Below are 21,203 nucleotides of genomic sequence, written 5' to 3' on the forward strand. Positions count from 1 at the left end.
GACAATGCGGGTGAAAAGCCCGCACGCCGAAAGCCCAAGGTTTCCTTGCGCAACGTTAATCGACGCAGGGTGAGTCGGCCCCTAAGGCGAGGCAGAAATGCGTAGTCGATGGGAAGCTGGTTAATATTCCAGCACCTCGCATACATGCGATGGAGGGACGGAGAAGGTTAGGCAGGCCGGGCGTTGGTTGTCCCGGTGAGAGGGTTGAGGCGGTGCTCTTAGGCAAATCCGGGAGTGCAACGTTGAGACCAAGGACGAGTCCAATTGGACAGAGCTGCCGATATCACGCTTCCAGGAAAAGCTCCTAAGCTTCAGTGTATGCAGACCGTACCGCAAACCGACACAGGTGGGTAGGATGAGAATTCTCAGGCGCTTGAGAGAACTCGGGTGAAGGAACTAGGCAAAATAGCACCGTAACTTCGGGAGAAGGTGCGCCTCGCATGGTTCATAGCTGAGCGAGGCCGAAGTAACCAGGCCGCTGCGACTGTTTATCAAAAACACAGGACTCTGCAAACACGAAAGTGGACGTATAGGGTCTGACGCCTGCCCGGTGCTGGAAGGTTAATTGATGGGGTCAGCCGCAAGGCGAAGCTCTTGATCGAAGCCCCAGTAAACGGCGGCCGTAACTATAACGGTCCTAAGGTAGCGAAATTCCTTGTCGGGTAAGTTCCGACCTGCACGAATGGCGTAACGATGGCGGCGCTGTCTCCACCCGAGACTCAGTGAAATTGAAATCGCTGTGAAGATGCAGCGTTCCCGTGGCAAGACGGAAAGACCCCGTGAACCTTTACTATAGCTTTACACTGAACGTTGAGTTCGTCTGTGTAGGATAGGTGGGAGGCTGTGAAGTGTCGGCGCTAGCTGGCATGGAGCCAACCTTGAAATACCACCCTGATGTGCTTGACGTTCTAACCTGGGCCCGTAATCCGGGTCGGGGACCGTGTATGGTGGGTAGTTTGACTGGGGCGGTCTCCTCCCAAAGAGTAACGGAGGAGCTCGAAGGTACGCTCAGCGCGGTCGGACATCGCGCACTGTGTGCAAAGGCATAAGCGTGCTTGACTGCAAGAGCGACGGCTCAAGCAGGTACGAAAGTAGGACTTAGTGATCCGGTGGTTCTGTATGGAAGGGCCATCGCTCAACGGATAAAAGGTACTCCGGGGATAACAGGCTGATACCGCCCAAGAGTTCATATCGACGGCGGTGTTTGGCACCTCGATGTCGGCTCATCACATCCTGGGGCTGTAGTCGGTCCCAAGGGTATGGCTGTTCGCCATTTAAAGTGGTACGCGAGCTGGGTTCAGAACGTCGTGAGACAGTTCGGTCCCTATCTGTCATGGGCGTTGGAGATTTGAGAGGGGCTGCTCCTAGTACGAGAGGACCGGAGTGGACGAACCTCTGGTGTTCCGGTTGTCACGCCAGTGGCACTGCCGGGTAGCTATGTTCGGAAGCGATAACCGCTGAAAGCATCTAAGCGGGAAGCGCGCCTCAAGATGAGATCTCCCGGGGCACAAGCCCCCTGAAGGAACCATCAAGACCAGGTGGTTGATAGGCAGGGTGTGTAAGCGCAGCAATGCGTTGAGCTTACCTGTACTAATGATCCGTGTGGCTTGACCATATCACCTCAAATTGCTTTGGCACGACCAAAGCCCTTGGCCTCGACGCACGTTGGGCCTCGTCGATCAATGTTCGCTACTTCCCACTTATCCGCGAGTCCTTCGCAAGAGCCGGCACATCCCTGTGCCGACTTCCCAGGAAGAGCCCGCAACCCCACGAGAGCGTGTGCGCTTGGCATTCCAGCAATGCCGTCAGCGACCCTCCACCCTCTCCCTGGTGACAACAGCGCTGTGGTCCCACCCGATCCCATCCCGAACTCGGAAGTGAAACGCAGCCGCGCCGATGGTAGTGTGCATCCGCATGCAAGAGTAGGTCATCGCCAGGGCCTTATCCAAAACCCCCGATCAGGTCACTGGTCGGGGGTTTTTCTTTGGCCGGACCCTCAGCGCCGATAGACCCAGTGGCGCGACAGCAGAAAGCCCAGCCCGGCGGTGATGATGTCGCCGACGGGCTTGAGCAGCTGCGCCGTGCGCAGGTCGGTGTGGTGGGCGATGAGGCCGACCCAGGTGGTGTTCAGGGCGGTCATGGCGGCCCAAACCAGAACGAATCGCAGGCCGGCGCGCCGGCTCAGCCCGTGGCTGTGGCCGGCAAATGTCCAACGCCCGTTGAGCCAGAAGCCAAACAGCGCGCCGCAGACACGGCCGATCACGTTGGCGGCTGCGATCGGCAGCAGCCATTGGCTGAGCGCCAGCACTACCGCGTATTCCAGCGCCCATTGCAGCAGGCCACTGAGGGCGTACCTGCCGAGATGTCGTTTCAGGGTCATCGAGCGCATTGTCGCCGAAGCGCACGCCCGGCGACGGTAGAATTGCAGCGAATCACGAGGACATCCCATGGCAGCACCGCTCCACGTCATCATCCTGGCCGCCGGCGAAGGCAAGCGCATGCGCTCGGCGCTGCCCAAGGTGCTGCAACGCATTGCCGGCCAGCCGATGCTCGCCCACGTGCTGGACGCAGCGCGGGCGCTGGCACCGGCCGGCATCCACCTGGTGTACGGGCATGGCGGTGATGCGGTTCGCGCCGCGTTTGCCGATCATTTCGGTTTGAAGTGGGCGCATCAGGTGCAGCAACTCGGCACGGGCCATGCCGTCATGCAGGCGATGCCCGGTGTTCCTGACGGTGCTCGCGTGCTGGTGCTGTACGGCGACGTGCCGCTGGTGACGCCCGAGACCCTGCGCAAGCTGCTCGACGCCACTCGCAGCTTGGCCGTTCTTGCGGCGGAGCTGGACGATCCGACTGGCTACGGCCGGATCGTGCGCAATTCCGAGGGCCACGTGGCGGCGATCGTCGAACAGCGAGATGCCGATGAAGACCAGCGCCGGATCCGGCTGGTGAACACCGGCATGATCGTGGCCGATGCCGTATCCCTGCGTCGTTGGCTGTCGGGCGTCCGCGCCGACAATGCGCAAGGCGAGCTCTACCTGACCGACGTGTTCGCCGCCGCCGCGCACGAATTCGCCTCAGCCGAAGTCGTGCTGATCGACGATCCGATCGAAGCCGAAGGCGCGAATGACCCATGGCAGCTGGCCCAGCTGGAGCGCGCGTATCAGTCGCGCCAGGCAAAGCTGTTGTGCGCTGCCGGTGCGCGCCTCGCCGATCCCGCGCGGATCGACGTGCGCGGCAGCGTCAGCGTGGGACGCGATGTCGAGATCGATGTCGATGTGGTGTTCGAAGGTGAAGTGACCCTGGGTGATGGCGCGCGCATCGGCCCGTTCTGCCGGATCAAGGATTCGGTCATTGGTGCCGGCACCGAAGTGCGTGCCCATTGCGACATCGAAGGCGCGAACGTCGATGGCGCCGCGCAGATCGGTCCGTTTGCGCGGCTGCGTCCGGGCACGGTACTGGCCGACGGCGTGCACATCGGCAATTTCGTCGAGACCAAGAAAGCCGTGCTCGGCCCGGGCAGCAAGGCCAATCATCTGAGCTATCTTGGTGATGCGCAGGTCGGCGCGGGCGTGAACATCGGCGCCGGCACCATCACCTGCAACTACGACGGGGTGAACAAGTTCACCACGACGATAGAAGATGGCGCCTTCATCGGTTCCAACAGCGCGCTGGTGGCACCGGTCACGATTGGCGCAGGCGCGACCATCGGCGCCGGCTCGACCCTGAGCAAGGATGCCCCAGAAGGCAAGCTGACCCTGGCTCGTGCGCGCCAGATGACGCTGGATGGTTGGAAACGCCCGATCAAGAAAACACCATGAATCCCGCCAAGGTCCGGCGCGAGGTGGTGCGCACGCTGACCGACTTGCCCAATATCGGGCCGGCGTGTGCCGCGGACTTGCGCCTGCTCGGCATCGAGCATCCGCAGCAATTGCTCGATCGCAACGCCTGGGACATGTACGCCGAACTGTGCCTGCTTACGAGCCAGCAGCATGACCCCTGCGTGATCGACGTGTTCCTGTCGATAACCGATTTCATGCAGGGCGGCGAGGCGCAGCCGTGGTGGAACTACACCGCACAGCGCAAGGCACTGCTGGTGTCAGCGGAAGGATGATGTGGCGTTCGGCTTTTCTCCCGGCTTTTCGCTTGCGGCTGCCGGGTAAAGGGCAATGAATGCGAACAGGACGAGGTGAACGGCAGCCGAGATCCAGCGTCCCTCGACGGGATCTGCCATGGTCGTCTGCCAGGCCTGCGACAGCAGCGAATTGCTCAGATTCCAGCCCCAGTGCAGCCCGACCGCAACCCACAGTGATTGCATGCGCCATGCGGCGGCGGCGTAGGCCAGTCCCAGGCAGAACAGGCGGATTTGCTCGCTGATTCCCCAGTCGAGCCGCCAGAGATGGTTGGCGGTGTACAGCGCCGCAGAGGCGATGACATACATCCAGAATCCCAAGGGGCGTGGCGTGAATCGCAGCAGGAAACCGCGGGTGAGGATGTCCTCGGCGATGGATGGAATGAAGGTGGTGACCAGACCGATGGCGATGACGGTGAGCGAAAGGGGAACCGCCGGCACGAATTGCTCGACGCCCAGGCCGAGCGCAATGGCTTCGGCTGCCAGTTTGGCGATGACGGCAAGCAGGAGGGCGCTGGCCAGGAGCGGCAGCCAGCGCGTGGCGACCAGCCCATAAGCGCGAAACCCGCTGCCATCGATCCAGCGGCCGACCGGCCAGGCAAGCACCAAGGTCAGGAGCATCAGCGCAGGCCCCAGTGGGCTTGTGGGCGCAAAGACGGTCTGGAGTCCTTCCGACGCCTGATAAATGGCAAACAGCAACAGAAACCCAATGGCAAGGCGCTTGTTCATCGGCGGCACTCCGGCAATGGCAGTGAAAACGGAATCATCGGTCGGGCAGCACCATCGACACGCACAGCCCACCGCCTTCGCGGTTGAGCAGGGCGATGCGGCCGCCGTGGGCTTCGACGATTTCCCGCGCCAGCGCCAGCCCGAGCCCGGTGCCGTGGCGCTTGGTGGAATAGAACGGCAGCAGGGCATTGGCCAGCACCGCGGCGTTCATGCCGCTGCCGCGATCGAGGACCTCGATACGCCAGCCTTCTGCGATGCGCCGAATCGACAGTCGCACTTGCTCCGGCGTACAGCCGGATTCGTGTGCATTTTTGAGCAGGTTGATCAGCGCCTGCTCCAGTTGCGCGGCATCGCAGCGCACGCTGCCGTCGGCAGGGTGCAGTTCGACGTTGAACGCCACCTGACTGCGCAGTTGTTCGATGAAGCGTTGCCACGGCACCGTTGCGAGTCGAGGCGTGGGCAGCTTGGCGAAGCGTGCGTAGTCGCGGATGAAGCCTTCCAAGTGACGCGCGCGTTCCTCGATCGTAGCAAGCGCCTCCGGCAGTCGATCGTGCTGGCCACGGCGCAGCAGTTCGGCGCTGGAATGCGCGAGCGATGCGATCGGCGCCAGTGAGTTGTTGAGTTCGTGGCTGATGACGCGGATGACCTTCTTCCACGTCTGCACTTCCTGCCGGCGCAGCTCCGTGGTCAGGCGTCGCAGCAACAACAGCTCGTGGTTGCGGCCATTGAGCCGGAAACTGCGGCGGGCGAGATGGAAAATCTCCTCGGCATCGTCATTGCCCACCGTGAACATGCCGTCGCCGCCTCGCCCGAAGGCGTCGCGAACGGCTGGATCGGTGCTCGCCAGCAAATCACCGAGGGCATGGCCTTCGAGGCGGCGGCCTTCGCCCAGCAGGTGGCGTGCGGCGATGTTGGCGAGCACGATGCGGCGTGCCGGATCGACCAGCAGCATCGCCACCGGGGTGTTCTGCACCATGGTGTCGAGCAGTAACTCGCGCTGCACCAAGGCCAGCCGCTGTTCGCGCAAGGCGTCACCGAGCGCGTTGTGCGCGGCCACTAGGTCGCCGAGGTCATCGCGATGGTCCCAGCGGATGCCGAAGTTGAAATCGCCATCGCGATAGCTGGATACGGTGCCGGACAAGGCACGGAACAGAGCGCGGGCGGGCTGCAAGGTGCTGCGAATCCACCACGCGGTGGGCGCGGCCACGGCGACAACGGCAAACAGGCATGCCGCCCACGGCTGCAGCCAGCGGACAAGGAGGAGGGACAGCAGCGCGCTACTGGCAGCCGCGACCAGCGCGATCAGGGCAAGCCGGACGGTCAGCGAGCGCGGGCGCATGGCACGCATCAGTCGCGGGCGATGCCGAGTCGGTCGAGCCGGCGGTACAGCGCCTGCCGTGACAGGCCGAGTTCCGCAGCGGCTTGCGCCAACACGCCGCCGCTGCGGGCCAGCGCGGCTTCGATGCTGGCCCGGTCCGGCTCGTCCACTGCGGGCGTTGCCGTGTTCACGGACACGGCAGGAAGGGCAAGATCACCCGCGCTCACGAGATCGCCACGCGCCAGCAGCGCGGCGCGTTGCATCACGTTGCGCAGTTCGCGCACATTGCCGGGCCATGGATGCCGCTGAAGGACGCGCTCGGCATCCTCGCCCAAGCGTTTGCCGGCAGGCAGGAAATGGCGGGCCAAGGGCAGGATGTCGCGCGGACGCGCCGCCAGCGGCGGGATGCGCAGCTCGATCCCGTTGAGGCGGTAATAGAGATCTTCGCGGAACCTGCCCTCGGCGATCAGCGCCGGCAGGTCGGCATTGGTGGCACTGACCACGCGCACCTTGACGCTGCGTTCGCGGTTGCCGCCGAGGCGCTCGAAGCGGCCGGTTTCCAGCACCCGCAGCAGCTTCACCTGCCCCGCCAAGGGCAGGGTGCCGATTTCGTCGAGGAACAAAGTGCCGCCATCGGCGGCTTCGAACTTGCCCTCGCGCGGCTTGTTGGCGCCGGTATAGGCACCGGCTTCGGCACCGAACAGCTCGGCTTCGATCAGCTCGCTGGGCAGCGCGCCGCAGTTGAGCGCCACGAACGGGCCGGCTTTCACGGCGCTGTTGAAGTGCAGGATTTCCGCGTAACGTTCCTTGCCGGCGCCATTGGGCCCGGTGATCAGCACCGGGATGTCGGCACGCGCCACCTGGCAGGCCAGTGCCAGCACGGCTTCGCTGGCTGGATCGGCAAAGAGTGTTCCGCGCAGGTCGAATTCGCGTTCCAGCGTGCTGTGGCGCTGGCGCTCGCTGCGCTTGGCCTGCGCCAGCTCGCGCCTCGCCTCACCCAGTTCCAGCAGGTTGTTGACCGTGGCCATCAGCTTGCGGTCATCCCACGGTTTGGCCAGATAGTCGGCGGCGCCGGCCTTGATCAGTTCTACCGCCGCTTCCAGGTGCGTCCATGCGGTCAGCAAGATGACGGGCAAATCCGGATGCCGCTCGCGGATCTGATGGAACAGCGCCACGCCTTCGTCGCCGGAGGTGGTGTCGGCGACGAAGTTCATGTCCTGCACGACCAAGTCAACCGGGGCTTGCGCCAGCACCGCAAGACCCTGATCCGGTGACTCCGCGCGCAGGCAGCGGATGTCATGCAGCGAGAACAGCACTTCTAGTGCCGTGCCGACCGCAGGGTTGTCGTCGATGACGAGGATCGTGGGCATGTCGGCGATTGTAGGCGGTTGCTCAGGCCGAACGGGTGGCGATGGCCGGTGGCACCGAGGCTGCGCGACGGGCGGGCCCGAACACCGCGACCTGCCCCAGCAGCCAGAGCGTGAGCGCACCGATCGGCAGGTAGAACAGCGGCAGGCGGGGCAGCTCGTATTTGCTCATCAGCAGCTGGTTGAGCGCAAAGGCCAGCAGCATGCCGAGTGCGATGCCGATGCCGGCCAACAGGAAATTTTCGGTCTGGAAGTAGCGCAGGATCTGGCCCTTGGTGGCACCCAGCGCACGCCGAATACCAATCTGCTTGGTGCGCTGCTGCACCCAGAAACTGGCGAGGCCGACGATGCCGAGCGCGGTGATGAGCAGCAAGCCCACGCAGACCGCGCCCAGCAGCCATGCCATCGAACGCGGGGCTTGGTAGAACGCGTTGCGCAGCTCTTCGAAACTCTTGCTGTTCTCGTCGAGGATGATGCGATCGTTGCCTTGTGCTCGCAGTGCCGTCACCGCTGCTCTCAGCACCTCGGCGCGACGGCCAGGCTCGGTACGGATGACGTAGTTGCCGCCCACGTTGTAATGCGTGCGGATCGGCAACACCATCGTGTATTCACGGGCGGACGGCCCGCCCTGCCTGCCGGGACGGACAAAATGGTCCAGTACGCCGACGATGCGGGTAGGTGCCATGCCGTCGGTGTAGATGGGCTTGCCGATCACGTTCGCAGGCGATACGCCGGGGAAGAGTTTCTCCGCCATTTTCCGGGTGATGATCACGGAGGGGACGGCAGAGGCTTCGCCAGATTTTTGCACCACGTCGTAGTCGAGGTACTCGTCGGCATTGAAGTTTCGACCGGCGACGAGCTTGGCGCCGAAGGTGTCGAGGAAGTGTTCTTCCGCCATGTACAGCGTGGCATGGAGGGTGGGTTGTTCCTGCTTCGGCGTTATGTTCACGCCACTGTTCCAGGACGTGTTCACGAACGGCACCTGGTTGACGATGGTGGCGTCCTTGACGCCCGGGATTGCACGCAGTACGGCCAGGTCGGTACGCGTGCGGGCGACGGCATCAGCGTCGTTACCGATCGCGGTGATCTGCACGCGCACCAATTCCTTTTCGGAGATGCCGCTGTTCTCGCGGATCTGCACGAGTCGATCACCAATCATGAACAGCGCATTGCTGATGATCGCGCAGGTCAGCGCAATCTCCAGCACGATCAGCGCGGCAGCGGTCTTGTGGCGCATCAGGGTGGAGAGGATGGGGCGGATTTCCATGGAGGGACTCCGGTGGTTTAGCCCCTCTCCCTCCGGGAGAGGGGTTGGGGTGGGGGTTCGGGATGGACGGGGGAAGTGCAGCTTGATGGACTACGACGAACCATCATCCGGCCCTGCGGGTCACCTTCTCCCATAGGGAGAAGGAAAACGAATATTCATTGCGACTTGAGTTGGATCGCAGGCGTCACTTGCATGGCGCTCCATGCGGGCAATAGTCCGGCGAGCAAACTGGCGGCCACCGCCAACACGAACGTCGTCAGCAACATGCCAAGATCCAGATGGGCGAGCTTGGCGTAGCTGGCCGGCTGCATGCGCACCGCCCACAGGCCCAGCAGCGACAGGCCCAGACCGACAATGCCACCCGCCAAGCCGATCATCCCGGCCTCGACCAGACATTGCTTGAAGATGTCCATCCGTGATGCCCCCAATGCGCGACGAACGCCAATTTCGCCGCTGCGGCGCAAGAACTTGGCCAGCAGCAGGCCGACGGTATTGACCAGGCACACCAACAGGAAGCCGAAGCCGAGCCAAAGCTGCAGCACGACATCGCTGGGCACCACCTTGTTGAACGTCAGCCATTCCATGACCTTGCGCAGGCGAATGTTGGTGGGCCGTTCGTAGCGCCCAGCCTTGCGTTGCTGTTCGGAATAGTTGGTCAAATAATCGCGATAGGCTTGGGCCTTCGCTGGCGTATCGAGCTGGACCCAGTACTGGATCCACACGCAGGGCGCGTTGAGGCCGGTGGGGTCGTCGTGGGGGTCATTCCAGCAATCCAGGCTACCGCCGCGTGTCATCTGCAGATCGCGCGAGGTGGAAAACGGCAGGAAGACGTCCTCGCGGTCGCCGAAGGTGTCCTGGTTCATGTCATAGAACGCCGGGGTCGGCTTCCAGTCGTCGAGGACGCCGACGATGGTGAAGTCGCTTTGGTCCAGTCGCAGTGTCTTGCCCACGCTGTTGGCGCCGTTGAACAGGCGCTGGTTGAGCGACTTCGAGATCACCGTCACCCGTGCGTGTGCAGCGTCCTCCTTGGCAGACCAGCCATTGCCGTACAGGAAAGGCACGTCGAACATCGGGAAGAAGTCGGCGCTGGCGTAGCGCGAGTCGCTCAGGAATGGCACCAGCCCGGCGCGCTCAGGCGTCACCGAAACACTGCCGCTGGTCATCAGCGCTTGCTGGTCGCCGCGGTGTTCACGCAGCAATTCCTCGGCGTCGAATCGGGTCAGCTGGGCCGAGGGCTCTTCGCCCGGTTGATAGCCGCGCATCGACTGCGGATCCAGCTGGACGTAATACAGATTGCCGCTGCGACCCGGGATCGGATCGCCGGACAGCACATGGAACACCGTCAGCGTGGTCATGCAGGCGCCGATGCCCAGCGCGATGGCCAGCACCATCAGCGCGGTGAGTGCCTTGTTGCGCTTGAAACTGCGCAGGGCGAGGTGGAGGTAGTAGCCGAACATGGGTTGCTCCGTGGATGTTGTTCGTCATCCCCGCTTTCGCGGGGATGACGGCGTTTCATGCCGAGGCTGAAGTGGTTTCCTGTGCGGCGCGGGCCAGCACAGGCGCCACGCCGAGATCGGTCGCCATGCCATCGACGATGTGCACGTTGCGCTGCGCGCGCGCGGCCAGCTCGGGATCGTGGGTCACCATCACGATCGTGGTGCCCTGCTCGTTGATGTCTTCCAGCAGTTCCAGCACGCTGCGCGCCATTTGCGAATCGAGGTTGCCGGTGGGTTCGTCGGCCAGCAGCAGGCGCGGGCTGCCGGCCAGCGCGCGGGCGATCGCGGCGCGCTGCTGCTGGCCGCCGGACAGTTCTGCCGGGTAGTGCTTCATCCGCGAGCCCAGGCCCACCAGGCCCAGCGCATCCTCGATCCGCAGCTTGCGTTCGCTGGCGGGCATGCCGCGATAGCGCAGCGGCACATCGCAGTTGTCGAACAGGTTGAGATCCGGGATCAGGTTGAAGCCTCTGGAAGATGAAGCCGATCTTTTCGTTGCGCAGCTTGCTGCGGGCGTTGTCGGAGAGGCCTTTGACGTTGACGCCATCGAGGCTGTAATCGCCGCCGGTGAATTCTTCCAGCAGGCCGGCGATGTTGAGGAAGGTGGTCTTGCCGGAACCCGAGGGGCCGGTGACGGCGACGAACTCGCCATCGGCCACGTGCAGATCGAGCGAGCGCAGGGCGTGGGTTTCCACCAGTTCGGTGCGATAGACCTTGGTGACGTTGGCGCATGTGGAGCATTGGGGCGAGTTCCTTGGTCGTGGAGGGATCAGCGGACGCGGAACGAATCCGTACTGGAGGCGCTGGGCAAGTAGCCCTGGCAGTCGCGACGGCTGCGGTGCAGCGTGTTGGCGGCCGCGGGCGTGGCGGCGCGCAGGGCATTGAAGTCGAGCAGTTGGGAGAGGCGCAGCGGCACGGCGTCCGCCAGTTGCTGCGGGGTCCAGAGGAAGCGGGGCGAGTGCGAGAAAGTCATGTTCATGGCGTGTGTTCCTTCAGTTGCCGGAGATGCGGACGCGGTCCGCGTTGTCGAACTGATCGGTTCCGGAGACCACGATGCGGTCACCGGCCTTCAGTCCAGAGAGAATTTCCACCGCGGCCAGGCTCGCTGCGCCGAGCCGGATCGGACGACGACTCGCGCTGCTGCCGTCGACAACGTAGGCGACGTGGCCGCCGTCCTGTTCCACGAAGGGGCCGCGTTCCACCATCAGCACGTTGTTGCGGGTGTCCATCACGATGCGCACGCTCAGGCGCTGGTTCTGGCGCAGCCCCGGCGGCTGTTGGCCGTTGGCAAAGCGCACCCGCGCGGTCACTTCACCGCTGACCACCTCGGGTGAAACCGCGGCGATCTCGCCCGCATAATTGCGGTCGTCAGTGCCGATCTGCGCCGGCATGCCGATGCCGAGGTCGCGCGCGAAGCTTTCAGGCACCTTGATCTCGACCTCGAACCGGCTCAGGTCGACCACGCTCAGCACCGGGCCGTTGGCGGTGACGCTGGTGCCCTGCGGCACCTGCACCTGGCCGACCTGACCATCGAACGGCGCACGCAGGGTGAGGGCGTCGACCTGGCGACGTGCCTCATCCACCACGGCACGTTGGCGCTGTGCCTGCAGTTGCTTGTTGCGTGAATCGAGTCCGGCCCCTGCGCCCTGCAACTGGGCATCGCGCTGCGCCGCGGCCAGGCCGATATCGGCCTTCTTCAGCATGTCCTGCGCCCGCGACAGATCGTTCTGCGACACCGCGCCACCGGCATAGGCACGTTGGTAGCGTTCCAGATCGCGCATCGCCGCGGTGCGGTCGATTTCGGCCTGCTCCAGTGCACGTTGTGCATTGGCGCGGGTGATCTGCGCATCCAGCAGTGCGCGGCTGGCCTCGGCCTCAAGGCTGGCGAGAGTGGATTCCTCCTGCACCAGCGTGCTGCGCAGTTCCGGGCTGTCGATCACCGCGAGTTCCTGGCCCTTGGTCACCTTGTCGCCGGCCACGATGGACAGGCGCACGGTGCCGGCGGCAATGGCATACAGGGTGGGGCTGTTGGAGGCGATGACCCGGCCATCGGCATTTATGTCGCGCACCAGATCGCCACGGGTGACTTCGGCGATACGGATGCGCGAACCATCGAACGAATGCGCGCCACCCAGCCAGCCGTAGCCCACCCAGCCGACCAGCGCCAGCGCGACAAGACCACCGGCGGCGACGGCCATCCGCCTGCGGCGATTGCGGGCGGGCGGGGTGGCGATGACCTGATCCTGCCCAGCGGTGTCGCGGATGCGGCGGCGGTCGGTGTTCGGCGAAGGGGAGCTTGACGTTTCCATGCCTAAAAGAGACGCAACAAGCGTGCCAACTGCAACCAATTGATTTTACGAAGTTATATCGCGCGACATTGTGTCCGTCCGGACGCTGTCGCTGACCGGCCGGACAGTGGGCAGCGCTCTCAACAGCACCGCCCGCGTGTAGCCCCTCTCCCGCCGGGAGAGGGGTTGGGGTGAGGTGAGGGCGCCTTCTGCCGGCGGGTGTGGGGCGCGTTATTCCGACGTTGCCTTAAACTGCGCACTTCCCTCAGGAGCCCTGCCGCATGTGCGGAATCGTCGGTGCCATTGCCAGCCGTGATGTCGTTCCCTTGCTGGTCGATGGCCTGAAGCGACTGGAATACCGTGGCTACGATTCAGCCGGGATCGCCGTCATCGAGGACGGGAAGATCCGCCGCGTACGGCGCACCGGACGGGTCGCCGAGATGGAGGCCGCGGCGCAAGCCGAAGGCGTGCACGCCACGCTGGGCATCGGCCACACCCGCTGGGCCACCCACGGCGGTGTCACCGAGTGCAACGCGCATCCGCACGTCAGCCACGGCGAGCTGGCGCTGGTGCATAACGGCATCATCGAGAATCACGAGGACCAGCGCGCACGCCTGCAGGCGCTGGGCTACGTGTTCGAATCGCAGACCGATACCGAGGTGGTCGCCCATCTGATCCATCACCATCGCGCCCAGGGCAAGAGCCTGCTGGCGGCGCTGCAGGCGGCAGTGAAAGAACTGCACGGTGCCTACGCGCTGGCGGTGATCGACCGCCGCGATCCCGAGGTGATGGTGGCGGCGCGCATGGGTTGCCCGCTGCTGGTCGGGCTGGGCGAGGGCGAGAATTTCGTGGCATCGGACGTGTCGGCGATCGTTTCCGCCACCCGCCGGGTGATCTTCCTCGACGAGGGCGACACCGCCGAACTCACGCGCGCCGGGGTGCGGGTGTTCGATACCGGCGATGTACCGGTCGAGCGGCAAGTGCATGTGTCCGATGTCTCGCTGGCTTCGCTGGAGCTGGGCCCTTACAGCCACTTCATGCAAAAAGAGATCCACGAACAGCCGCGCGCGATTTCCGACACGCTGGAAGGGATCGTGGCGGCCGGTGGCTTCGATCCGGCGCTGTTCGGCGCAGATGCGGCGGCGCTCTTCGCCGAGGTCGATTCGGTGCAGATCCTCGCCTGCGGCACCAGCTACTACGCGGGGCTGGTCGCGCGCTACTGGATCGAGGCGCTCACCGGGATTCCCTGCGCGGTGGATATCGCCAGCGAATACCGTTACCGCAGCGTGGTCGCCGGTCCGCGCCAACTTGTCGTCACCATCTCGCAGTCGGGCGAAACCCTCGACACCATGGAGGCGCTCAAGCATGCGAAAGCCTCCGGTGCCGACAAGACGCTGTCGATCTGCAACGTGCCCGAAAGTGCGCTTCCGCGCGCCAGCCGCCTGCTGTTGCTGACCCGCGCCGGCGCCGAGATCGGGGTGGCTTCGACCAAGGCCTTCACCACGCAACTGGTGGCGCTGTTCGCGCTGGCCGGTGCGTTGGGCAAGCTGCGCGGGCGCATCGATGGCGCACGCGAGGCGGCACTGCTGGATGAGCTGCGCCACCTGCCGGGCAGCGTGCAACACGCGCTCAACCTGGAGCCGCAGATCGCGGCCTGGGCGGCACGTTTCGCCGCGCGCGAGCACGCGCTGTTCCTCGGCCGCGGAGTGCACTACCCGATCGCACTGGAAGGCGCGCTCAAGCTGAAGGAGATTTCCTACATCCACGCCGAGGGCTATCCGGCCGGCGAGCTCAAGCACGGCCCGCTGGCACTGGTCGACAAGAACATGCCGGTGGTGGTGATCGCCCCCGACGATGCCTTGCTGGAAAAGGTGAAGTCGAACATCCAGGAAGTGCGCGCGCGCGGTGGCCAGATGTTCGTGTTCACCGATGCGGACAGCAGCTTCGGTGCCTCCGATGCCGTCCACGTGATCCGCACCCCGCGCCACGTTGGCGAGCTGTCACCGATCGTGCAGGCCATCCCGGTGCAACTGCTGGCCTACCACGTCGCGCTGGTCAAGGGCACCGACGTCGACAAACCCCGCAACCTCGCCAAATCGGTGACGGTGGAGTGACCCGATGACACACCTGCCCGCCACCGCCCTGATCCGCGCCAAGCGTGAGGGACGACGCTTGTCGGCGGATCAGCTCTACGCGATTGCGCAGGGCATCGGCGGCGGCGAGTGGAGCGAAGGCCAGGTGGGCGCGTTCGCGATGGCGGTGGCGCTGCGCGGGATGGCGCCGCAAGAGTGCAGCGACTTCACCCTGGCACTGCGTGATACCGGACGCTGCCTGCGCTGGGACGATCTGCCCGGCCCGGCGCTGGACAAGCATTCCACCGGCGGGGTCGGCGATTGCGTGAGCCTGGCGCTGGCGCCGCTGGTCGCGGCCTGCGGCGGCTTCGTGCCGATGCTGTCCGGGCGCGGGTTGGGTCATACCGGCGGCACCCTGGACAAGCTGGAAAGCCTGCCCGGCTACGATCCCTATCCCTATCCCGAGCGTTTGCGCGCGGTGGTGCGTGAGGTGGGCTGCGCGATCATTGGCCAGACCGATGATCTGGTGCCGGCTGACCGGCGGCTGTATGCGATTCGTGACGTGACCGCCACGGTCGACGTCGAACCGCTGATCGTCGCCTCGATTTTGTCGAAGAAACTTGCCGGCGGCGCGCAGGCGCTGGTGCTGGATGTCAAGGTCGGCAACGGTGCGCAGACGCCGCGCGAGGATGACGCGGTTGCGCTGGCCGTGCGCATGCGGGAAGTGGCTCGCGGCAGCGGCTTGACGCTGGCGCCGCTGCTGTCGGACATGGGCCAGGTGCTGGGGCGCGAGGCCGGCAATGCGCTGGAAGTGCGCGCCATCCTCGATCTGCTCACCGGCGCGCCGGCCTGCCCGCGCCTGCGTGCGCTGGTGTTGACGCAATCGGCGCGCCTGCTGTGCCTGGGCGGGCTGGCGGTCGATGATGCAGACGCGCACGTGCGGCTGGAACGCGCGCTGGCCAGCGGCGCGGCGGCCGAGCGCTTCGCGCGGATGGTGGCAGCGCTGGGTGGGCCAAGCGATCTGCTGGAGCATCCGCAGCGGCACCTGCCGCAGGCGCCGGTGCAACTGCCGGTGCCGGCGCTGGACGTGGGCTTCGTACAGGCCATCGACGTGCGCGGCTTGGGCGAAGCCGTGATCGATCTGGGCGGCGGCCGGCGGCGGCCGGAAGCCGGGATCGACCATGCCGTGGGCCTGTCCGGAATTCGCGAGCGCGGCGAGCGGGTGGCCGCCGGGGAGCCGCTGGCGCAGGTGCATGCGCGCAGTCGCGATGAGGCCGAGCGTGCGGTGGCGCAGGTGCAATCGGCATTCGCGCTGGGCGAAGTGGCGCCGGAGGCGGTGGACGCCTGGCGCTGGCTGGATCAGGCGTGAGTGGCCGCGACGCCCGGCTCAGCGATCGGGAAAGCAGAAGCGGTAGGGCAGCAGCGCGTCGGCGCTGACCGTCAGCCAAGTCCCGTCGGGCTGCCGAAAGCCGACCTGCGCGTCGGCGCCAAATTCCACCAGCGCCTGCCGGCAGGCGCCGCAGGGCGTGATCGGCAGCGCCAGCCCGTCATCGCGGAAGGCCGCCACCGCGATCGCGTCCAGCCGAAACGCCTGGCCTTCGGCCTGCACCGCTGCCGCGATCGCTGCGCGTTCGGCGCAGCCACCGATCGAAAACGAGGCGTTTTCGACGTTGCATCCGGTGTAGATCCTGCCGCTGGCCGAACGCAGCGCCGCGCCCACGTGCAGCCGCGAATAGGGCGCGTAGGCCGACTGCGCCGCCGCATCCGCCCGCGTGTGCAGTGCGTCCATGTCGGCGGCGGAAGTGCTCATCCAGCCGCGACTTCACCTTGGGCGGCTTTCAGCCGCCGCAGCAGGTCTTCCGGCGAGGCGTAGCCACCCAGCAGCTTGCCGTCGGCGGTCAGCATCATCGGCGTGCCTTCCAGGCCCATCCGCTGGCCGGCGCGGTACTGCATGTCCACCGGCGTGCGCGGGCAGGCGGTCATCGGTACCGGGCGGTCGTTCTTGGCGTCGGTCAGCGCTTGCTGGCGGTTCGGGGCACACCAGACCGCCACCATCTTGCGGTAGTCGTCGCTGCCCAGGCCGGCGCGCGGGAAGGCAAGGTATTCCACCCGGATCCCCAGCGCGGTGTACTTGGCGATGTCCTGATGGAACTTGCGGCAGAACCCGCACTCGATGTCGGTCAGCACCACCACGGTGTAGCGGGCCGGGCCGTTGGGTGCGAACACGATCCGGTCGGACTGCGGCAGGGTGGCGAGGATGGACTTGCGCACCCCGGCCATCGCCGCTTCGCTCAGGTTCGAGCGATTGGCCAAATCCAGCAGGCCGCCGGAGAACATGTACTTGCCGTCATCGCTGACGTAGACCACCTGACCGGCGGCGACCACCTCGCGGAAACCCGGCAGCGGCGCGGGGCCGATCCGTTCGACGGTGATGCGCGGATCCAGCCGTCGCAGTGCTTCCCGGGCGCGGGCCTCGGGGGTGCCGGCGGCGTAGGCGGGCTCGCCCGGCGTGGCTGCAGTTTCGGCGACGGGCGCGGTGCCGGCAGTGGGTGCGGCGGCCGGCTGCGCGCAGGCCGACAGGCTGGCGCTGAGCAGGATCAGAAAGGAGAGGGCAAACTGCTTCATCGAAACTCCACGGGCTCTGCCGGTTGGGCTTGTGGCTGCACCAGCGGTTCCGCATTTTCCCACGTTCCACGCTGGCTCGTGTGACCGACATCGCGCAACGTGGTGGTCCATTCAGGCACGCGGATGGTGGAGGGCGTGTAGGTGGCGCAGACGGTCGCGGGCCACCAGGGTGTAGATCTGGGTGGTCGACAGTGATTCGTGGCCGAGCAGCATTTGCAGCGATCGCAGGTCGGCGCCGTGGTTGAGCAGGTGGGTGGCGAAGCTGTGCCGCAGCCCATGCGGGCTGATCCGCGCTGGATCAATCCCGGCCGTCGCCGCATGGCGTTTGACCAGTGCCCAGAACGCCTGCCGGCTGAGCGCGCCGCCGCCGGGGGCCACGAACAGGGCGGCGACTTCCGGGCTGTTTCCCAGCAGGGCCGGCCGCGACGTGCGCAGGTAGCGCTCCAGCCAGTGCCGCGACTCGTCGCCCAGCGGTACCAGCCGTTCCTTCCCACCCTTGCCGGTGACGCGCAGTGCCCCCTGGCGCAGGTTGAGCGCGGTGGCAGGCAGGCCCACCAATTCACTCACCCGCAGTCCGGCCGCGTACATCAGTTCCAGCATGGTGCGATCGCGCTGGCCGAGCGGGTCGGTGCCATCGGGGGCTTCCAGCAGCGCGGACACCTGCGCCTCCGACAGCGCCTTGGGCAGCAATCGCGGCAGCTTCGGTGCTTGCAGCAGCGACGCCGGGTCGTCGGGGCGCAGGCCTTCGCGCACCGCGTGCCCGTAAAATGCGTGCAGGCTGGCCAGCAGCCGTGCGCCGCTGCGCGGGCTGTAGCCGGCGCGTGCGCGCAGAGCAAGATAGTCGAAAAGATCCTCGCGCCCGGCCGCGATCAGCGCATGCCCGCGTGCCTGCCGCAGCCAGCGCGCCAGCAGTTCCAGATCGGTGCCGTAGGCCGCCAGCGTCGCTTTGGCCAGACCGCGTTCGGCCCAGAGTGCGTCCAGACAGCGCTCGATCGCACCGGCGTCCGCCGCCTCCAGCGCCGGCAGGTCGGAAAACAGGTGACGGCGATCGGCGGTCGTGGGCATGGGGCAAGCATAGAGCAGCCTTCCCCGAGCCTGCGGGGACATTGATCGCGCGGCATTGAAAGAGGGGCTCTGTATCCTGTCGCCATGTCCGATCGTCCCTCCACTTTGCTGGGCTGGCGCCTGCTGGCGCTGCTGTACGATTTCTTCCCGCTGCTGGCGTTGTGGTTCGTGGCCGCGGCGGTGTTCACCTTCGCCCACGGCGACGCAGTGCGCGGCGGCTGGCTGGGGGCAATGGAGTTCGTCGTTTTCCTGGCCATCGCCGGGCTGTACGCAACGCTGAGCTGGAAGCGCGGTGGTCAGACCATCGGCATGCGTCCGTGGCGATTGCGGGTGGTGGCCGATGACGGCGGCGCGCCGGAATTCAGCCGACTGTGGCGACGCTTTGGCATGGGTTGCCTGTCGCTGGCCATCGGCGGACTCGGGTTCTGGTGGGCGTGGTTCGACCGTGACCGACTGACCTGGCACGACCGCGCCAGCGCGACGCGCCTGGTCCGCTTGCCGAAAACCGGGCGTGCCGGAAACAGCCTACCGCTGCCTTCTGGCAACGGGGGCGGATGACCGCTAACCGCTGCGCCGTCGGAACACCATCCACGACACCGCCAGCATCAGCAGCGGCGGCACCGCGTAGGCAATCCGGAAATCGAAGTGGTAGATGCCGGCGAGCTTGGTGGCCACCTGCTGCAGCAGCCAGAAGCCGAGCGCGAACACGATGCCGATGAAGACCCGCTTGCCGTAGCCGCCGCTGCGCAGGGAGCCGAACGCGAAGGGTGCGGCGGCCAGGCACAGCGTGAGCACGTTCAACGGGTAGAACCAGCGTCCCCAATAGACCCGTTCGTAGTTGGCGGCGTCCAGCCCGTTGCGTTGGCGATAGTCGATGCTGGTGCGCAGCTGCGCACTGCCCATGTTGCCGGGCTTGGTGACGCTGGCGGCCAGCACGGATTCGCTCAGGCGCGAGTCCCAGCGCTCGGTTGCGGCCTGGCTGCGCTGTACCGCCTTGGCGTCGAAGCGGATGCGCTCGACGTCGTGCAAGGTCCAGTGGTCGCCGTGGTGCTCGGCGATGCGCGCATTGGCGATCGAGCGCAGCCGTCCGTCGTCGGCGAATTCGAACATCCGCACGCCGTGCAGCTCCAGCCAGCGGTCATCGCCGCGCTGCTTCTGCTCGCCGCCGCGTGCGCTCAGGAACATCCCGCCCTCGCGCGCCCACAGGCCGTCGTAGCGTGAGACCACCATGTCGCTGTGGCGGATCGAGCGGATCGCCTGCGCGCGGTCGCTGCCCCAGGGAGAGAGAGTTTCGCCGTTGACCACCATCAGCGCGGTGAAGCCGACCAGCACCAGCAGCACGGACAGCCCGATTCGGCGGCGTGACAGGCCCAGCGCACGCAGGGCGGTCAGTTCCGACGTGGCGGCCAATTCGCCCAAGCCCAGCAGGGCGCCGATCACCGCCGCGGTTGGAAACAGATCGTAGGCACGACTGGGCAGGTTGAGCCCGGCCACGGCGATGGCGTGGTTGATCGTGTAGGAACCTTTGCCGATGTTGCTCAGGTCATCGGCGAAGGACAGCACCACTTCCAGGCCCATCAGCACGCCCCAGGCCAGCAGCACGCTGGTCACGATGGCGCGGGCGATGTAGCGGTCGTGGAGGCGCGGCCAGTGTTTCATCGCCGGCGCCTCGGCAGCAGCGGCTGGCCGTCGCGGACAAACAGCCAGACCCCGACCGCCAGCAGCGGCACCAGCAGCCACCACAGGCCGAAGGCCAGCGGCAGCCGGCCCTCGGCCAGCCACTGCACGCCCAGCATGGTCAGGAAGATGCCGGTGAGGTAGGCGGCGAACGCCAGCAGCATCGCCCCGTGGCGGGATTGTCGCGGCGAGGTGCGCGCCAGCGGGATGGCCATCAGCGCGAACGCGAGCGCCAGCAGCGCCGGTGCCACCCGCCAGTGCAGCTCGGCGCCCGCCGCCGTGCCGGGCATCCGCAGCAGCTCGGTGGTCGTGCGGAACGGCGGCTCGTCGAGACGACTGGGCGGGTCGGCTTCGGGAAGCTGGATCTCGTTGCGCTGGTAGCGCATCAGCCGGTAGTCGAGTTGATCGCCGCTGGCGGGGCCTTCCACCCGGAAGCCGTCCATCAGGGCCAGCACGCGCACGCCGTGGTCCCGGTACAGCTCGCCGGTGCGGGCGGTCGCCACGTCCATCCGGTCGCCACGCTCACGGTAGATGAACACCCGGCCCAGCTTGGTGCCATCGGACGACATCTCGCCGGCATAGGCCACGCCGCCATTGGCCATCGGCGTGAAACGGCCCGGCTCCAGCCCGGCCACCAGCAGGTTGCGGTTGGCCTCGATCACCATCGCCTTGGCCATCCGATTGGCCCAAGGGCCGATCCACAGCGAGCAGGAGGCGATCAGCAAGACCACCGGCAGCGCCACCAGCAACAGTGGACGCAGCAGCCGGCCCGGACCGACGCCCACCGCCGCCAGCACCGGCATTTCCGAATCGCGGTACAGGCGCCCGGTCGCCAGCAGCAGACCCAGCAGCAGGGCCAGCGGCAGGATCACCGGCAGATAGCCGAGCAGGCGCAGCCCGAGCTGCGAGAGCAGCAGTGGTGGCGGCACCTTGCCCAGCGCCATTTCGCCGATCAGGTCGGCGAACACACCGCCGAGGCTGACGATGACGAGCACCAGCAGCGTTGCCAGTACGGCACGCATGAATTCACTGCTGAGGTAGCGGTCCAGCTTCGGCATCGGGCCGGGTTGCCTTAGAATCGGAGGTTTGCCGCGCCACGCGCCACGCCAGGCCGCGACTGCGCATTGTACGCGTACCGGGCCGCCGGCAGCTGCCGATGGCCTGCGCGTGCGC

Annotated in this window: 17 protein-coding genes, 2 rRNA genes and 2 pseudogenes (1 of these 21 only partly in view); 7 read left to right on the forward strand and 14 right to left on the reverse strand. The window is 66.1% G+C overall.

Going from position 1 to position 21,203, the window contains the following annotated elements:
* Positions 1-1,615 (forward strand): 23S ribosomal RNA (locus M9902_RS08345) (it extends 1,378 nt beyond the left edge of the window).
* A 211-nt stretch (positions 1,616-1,826) separates the two neighbouring features.
* Positions 1,827-1,939, forward strand: a 5S ribosomal RNA gene (rrf, locus tag M9902_RS08350).
* A 57-nt stretch (positions 1,940-1,996) separates the two neighbouring features.
* Here the strand turns inward: rrf and M9902_RS08355 are convergent.
* Positions 1,997-2,380: a GtrA family protein gene (locus M9902_RS08355; RefSeq protein ID WP_297170442.1), complete on the reverse strand. Its 384-nt coding sequence runs from the start codon at positions 2,378-2,380 to the stop codon at positions 1,997-1,999.
* Positions 2,381-2,447: 67 nt separating this feature from the next.
* Between M9902_RS08355 and glmU the strand changes: the two genes are divergently transcribed.
* Positions 2,448-3,818 carry a bifunctional UDP-N-acetylglucosamine diphosphorylase/glucosamine-1-phosphate N-acetyltransferase GlmU gene (glmU, locus tag M9902_RS08360; protein WP_297170440.1) on the forward strand — a complete coding sequence of 457 codons (1,371 nt, stop codon included), beginning with the start codon at positions 2,448-2,450 and terminating at the stop codon, positions 3,816-3,818.
* Complete coding sequence (locus M9902_RS08365; protein ID WP_297170438.1) at positions 3,815-4,111, forward strand: helix-hairpin-helix domain-containing protein; 297 nt, start codon at positions 3,815-3,817, stop codon at positions 4,109-4,111. The genes glmU and M9902_RS08365 overlap by 4 nt, the downstream gene beginning before the upstream one ends.
* Here M9902_RS08365 and M9902_RS08370 read toward each other — a convergent pair.
* The 8 genes and pseudogenes from M9902_RS08370 to M9902_RS08405 form a co-directional block, all read right to left on the reverse strand.
* Positions 4,097-4,858, reverse strand: a complete 762-nt coding sequence (locus M9902_RS08370; protein ID WP_297222207.1) for a CPBP family intramembrane glutamic endopeptidase — start codon at positions 4,856-4,858, stop codon at positions 4,097-4,099. The genes M9902_RS08365 and M9902_RS08370 overlap by 15 nt on opposite strands.
* Positions 4,859-4,892: 34 nt before the next feature.
* Positions 4,893-6,197, reverse strand: coding sequence for an ATP-binding protein (locus M9902_RS08375; RefSeq protein WP_297170435.1), 1,305 nt, complete (start codon positions 6,195-6,197; stop codon positions 4,893-4,895).
* 434 nt (positions 6,198-6,631) lie between these two features.
* Positions 6,632-7,546 (reverse strand): annotated as a pseudogene (locus M9902_RS08380) (sigma 54-interacting transcriptional regulator); the annotation flags it as partial.
* Positions 7,547-7,568: 22 nt separating this feature from the next.
* Positions 7,569-8,810, reverse strand: a complete 1,242-nt coding sequence (locus M9902_RS08385) for an FtsX-like permease family protein (protein WP_297222209.1) — start codon at positions 8,808-8,810, stop codon at positions 7,569-7,571.
* A 155-nt stretch (positions 8,811-8,965) separates the two neighbouring features.
* Complete coding sequence (locus M9902_RS08390; protein ID WP_297222211.1) at positions 8,966-10,267, reverse strand: ABC transporter permease; 1,302 nt, start codon at positions 10,265-10,267, stop codon at positions 8,966-8,968.
* 55 nt (positions 10,268-10,322) lie between these two features.
* Positions 10,323-11,073, reverse strand: a pseudogene (locus tag M9902_RS08395) (ABC transporter ATP-binding protein).
* Entirely contained in the window at positions 11,073-11,282 is a 210-nt protein-coding gene (locus M9902_RS08400) for a hypothetical protein (protein ID WP_297222213.1), read from the reverse strand. The pseudogene M9902_RS08395 and the gene M9902_RS08400 overlap by 1 nt, the downstream one beginning before the upstream one ends.
* Before the next feature lie 13 nt (positions 11,283-11,295).
* On the reverse strand, positions 11,296-12,612 hold the full coding sequence (locus tag M9902_RS08405) for an efflux RND transporter periplasmic adaptor subunit (protein WP_297175494.1): 1,317 nt from the start codon (positions 12,610-12,612) through the stop codon (positions 11,296-11,298).
* A 260-nt stretch (positions 12,613-12,872) separates the two neighbouring features.
* On the opposite strand from M9902_RS08405, the gene glmS reads away from it, so the two are divergent.
* Both glmS and M9902_RS08415 read left to right on the forward strand, forming a co-directional pair.
* Entirely contained in the window at positions 12,873-14,705 is a 1,833-nt protein-coding gene (gene glmS, locus M9902_RS08410) for a glutamine--fructose-6-phosphate transaminase (isomerizing) (protein WP_297175496.1), read from the forward strand.
* Positions 14,706-14,709: 4 nt separating this feature from the next.
* Positions 14,710-16,032, forward strand: a complete 1,323-nt coding sequence (locus tag M9902_RS08415) for a thymidine phosphorylase (protein WP_297222215.1) — start codon at positions 14,710-14,712, stop codon at positions 16,030-16,032.
* Positions 16,033-16,050: 18 nt separating this feature from the next.
* On the opposite strand, the gene M9902_RS08420 is transcribed toward M9902_RS08415, so the two are convergent.
* The 3 genes from M9902_RS08420 to xerD all read right to left on the reverse strand — a co-directional run bounded on the left by M9902_RS08420 (position 16,051) and on the right by xerD (position 18,353).
* The gene (locus M9902_RS08420) at positions 16,051-16,473 is read right to left on the reverse strand and encodes a cytidine deaminase (RefSeq protein WP_297222217.1); all 423 of its coding nucleotides are present in this window, start codon (positions 16,471-16,473) and stop codon (positions 16,051-16,053) included.
* Positions 16,470-17,288, reverse strand: coding sequence for a DsbC family protein (locus tag M9902_RS08425; protein ID WP_297222219.1), 819 nt, complete (start codon positions 17,286-17,288; stop codon positions 16,470-16,472). The genes M9902_RS08420 and M9902_RS08425 overlap by 4 nt, the downstream gene beginning before the upstream one ends.
* 111 nt (positions 17,289-17,399) lie before the next feature.
* The gene (gene xerD, locus M9902_RS08430; protein WP_297175504.1) at positions 17,400-18,353 is read right to left on the reverse strand and encodes a site-specific tyrosine recombinase XerD; all 954 of its coding nucleotides are present in this window, start codon (positions 18,351-18,353) and stop codon (positions 17,400-17,402) included.
* Between the two features lie 84 nt (positions 18,354-18,437).
* On the opposite strand from xerD, the gene M9902_RS08435 reads away from it, so the two are divergent.
* Positions 18,438-18,911: an RDD family protein gene (locus M9902_RS08435; protein ID WP_297222222.1), complete on the forward strand. Its 474-nt coding sequence runs from the start codon at positions 18,438-18,440 to the stop codon at positions 18,909-18,911.
* A gap of 3 nt (positions 18,912-18,914) precedes the next feature.
* Here M9902_RS08435 and lptG read toward each other — a convergent pair whose 3' ends face one another.
* The gene (gene lptG, locus M9902_RS08440) at positions 18,915-20,060 is read right to left on the reverse strand and encodes an LPS export ABC transporter permease LptG (protein WP_297222353.1); all 1,146 of its coding nucleotides are present in this window, start codon (positions 20,058-20,060) and stop codon (positions 18,915-18,917) included.
* Positions 20,009-21,088: an LPS export ABC transporter permease LptF gene (gene lptF, locus M9902_RS08445; protein ID WP_297175508.1), complete on the reverse strand. Its 1,080-nt coding sequence runs from the start codon at positions 21,086-21,088 to the stop codon at positions 20,009-20,011. Before lptF ends, lptG begins: the two co-directional genes overlap by 52 nt.
* Between the last annotated feature and the right edge of the window lie 115 nt (positions 21,089-21,203).

Source organism: Thermomonas sp., assembly GCF_023953935.1.
GTDB lineage: Bacteria > Pseudomonadota > Gammaproteobacteria > Xanthomonadales > Xanthomonadaceae > Thermomonas.

Excerpts from the sequence above, each read along its gene's own strand:
- glmU (WP_297170440.1), top strand. The coding sequence starts at position 2,448 with ATGGCAGCACCGCTCCACGTCATCATCCTGGCCGCCGGCGAAGGCAAG.
- M9902_RS08370 (WP_297222207.1), bottom strand. The coding sequence starts at position 4,858 with ATGAACAAGCGCCTTGCCATTGGGTTTCTGTTGCTGTTTGCCATTTAT.
- M9902_RS08435 (WP_297222222.1), top strand. The coding sequence starts at position 18,438 with ATGTCCGATCGTCCCTCCACTTTGCTGGGCTGGCGCCTGCTGGCGCTG.
- M9902_RS08415 (WP_297222215.1), top strand. The coding sequence starts at position 14,710 with ATGACACACCTGCCCGCCACCGCCCTGATCCGCGCCAAGCGTGAGGGA.
- M9902_RS08390 (WP_297222211.1), bottom strand. The coding sequence starts at position 10,267 with ATGTTCGGCTACTACCTCCACCTCGCCCTGCGCAGTTTCAAGCGCAAC.
- M9902_RS08405 (WP_297175494.1), bottom strand. The coding sequence starts at position 12,612 with ATGGAAACGTCAAGCTCCCCTTCGCCGAACACCGACCGCCGCCGCATC.
- M9902_RS08425 (WP_297222219.1), bottom strand. The coding sequence starts at position 17,288 with ATGAAGCAGTTTGCCCTCTCCTTTCTGATCCTGCTCAGCGCCAGCCTG.
- lptF (WP_297175508.1), bottom strand. The coding sequence starts at position 21,088 with ATGCCGAAGCTGGACCGCTACCTCAGCAGTGAATTCATGCGTGCCGTA.
- M9902_RS08385 (WP_297222209.1), bottom strand. The coding sequence starts at position 8,810 with ATGGAAATCCGCCCCATCCTCTCCACCCTGATGCGCCACAAGACCGCT.
- M9902_RS08355 (WP_297170442.1), bottom strand. The coding sequence starts at position 2,380 with ATGACCCTGAAACGACATCTCGGCAGGTACGCCCTCAGTGGCCTGCTG.
- M9902_RS08375 (WP_297170435.1), bottom strand. The coding sequence starts at position 6,197 with ATGCGCCCGCGCTCGCTGACCGTCCGGCTTGCCCTGATCGCGCTGGTC.
- M9902_RS08400 (WP_297222213.1), bottom strand. The coding sequence starts at position 11,282 with ATGAACATGACTTTCTCGCACTCGCCCCGCTTCCTCTGGACCCCGCAG.
- M9902_RS08365 (WP_297170438.1), top strand. The coding sequence starts at position 3,815 with ATGAATCCCGCCAAGGTCCGGCGCGAGGTGGTGCGCACGCTGACCGAC.
- M9902_RS08420 (WP_297222217.1), bottom strand. The coding sequence starts at position 16,473 with ATGAGCACTTCCGCCGCCGACATGGACGCACTGCACACGCGGGCGGAT.
- xerD (WP_297175504.1), bottom strand. The coding sequence starts at position 18,353 with ATGCCCACGACCGCCGATCGCCGTCACCTGTTTTCCGACCTGCCGGCG.
- glmS (WP_297175496.1), top strand. The coding sequence starts at position 12,873 with ATGTGCGGAATCGTCGGTGCCATTGCCAGCCGTGATGTCGTTCCCTTG.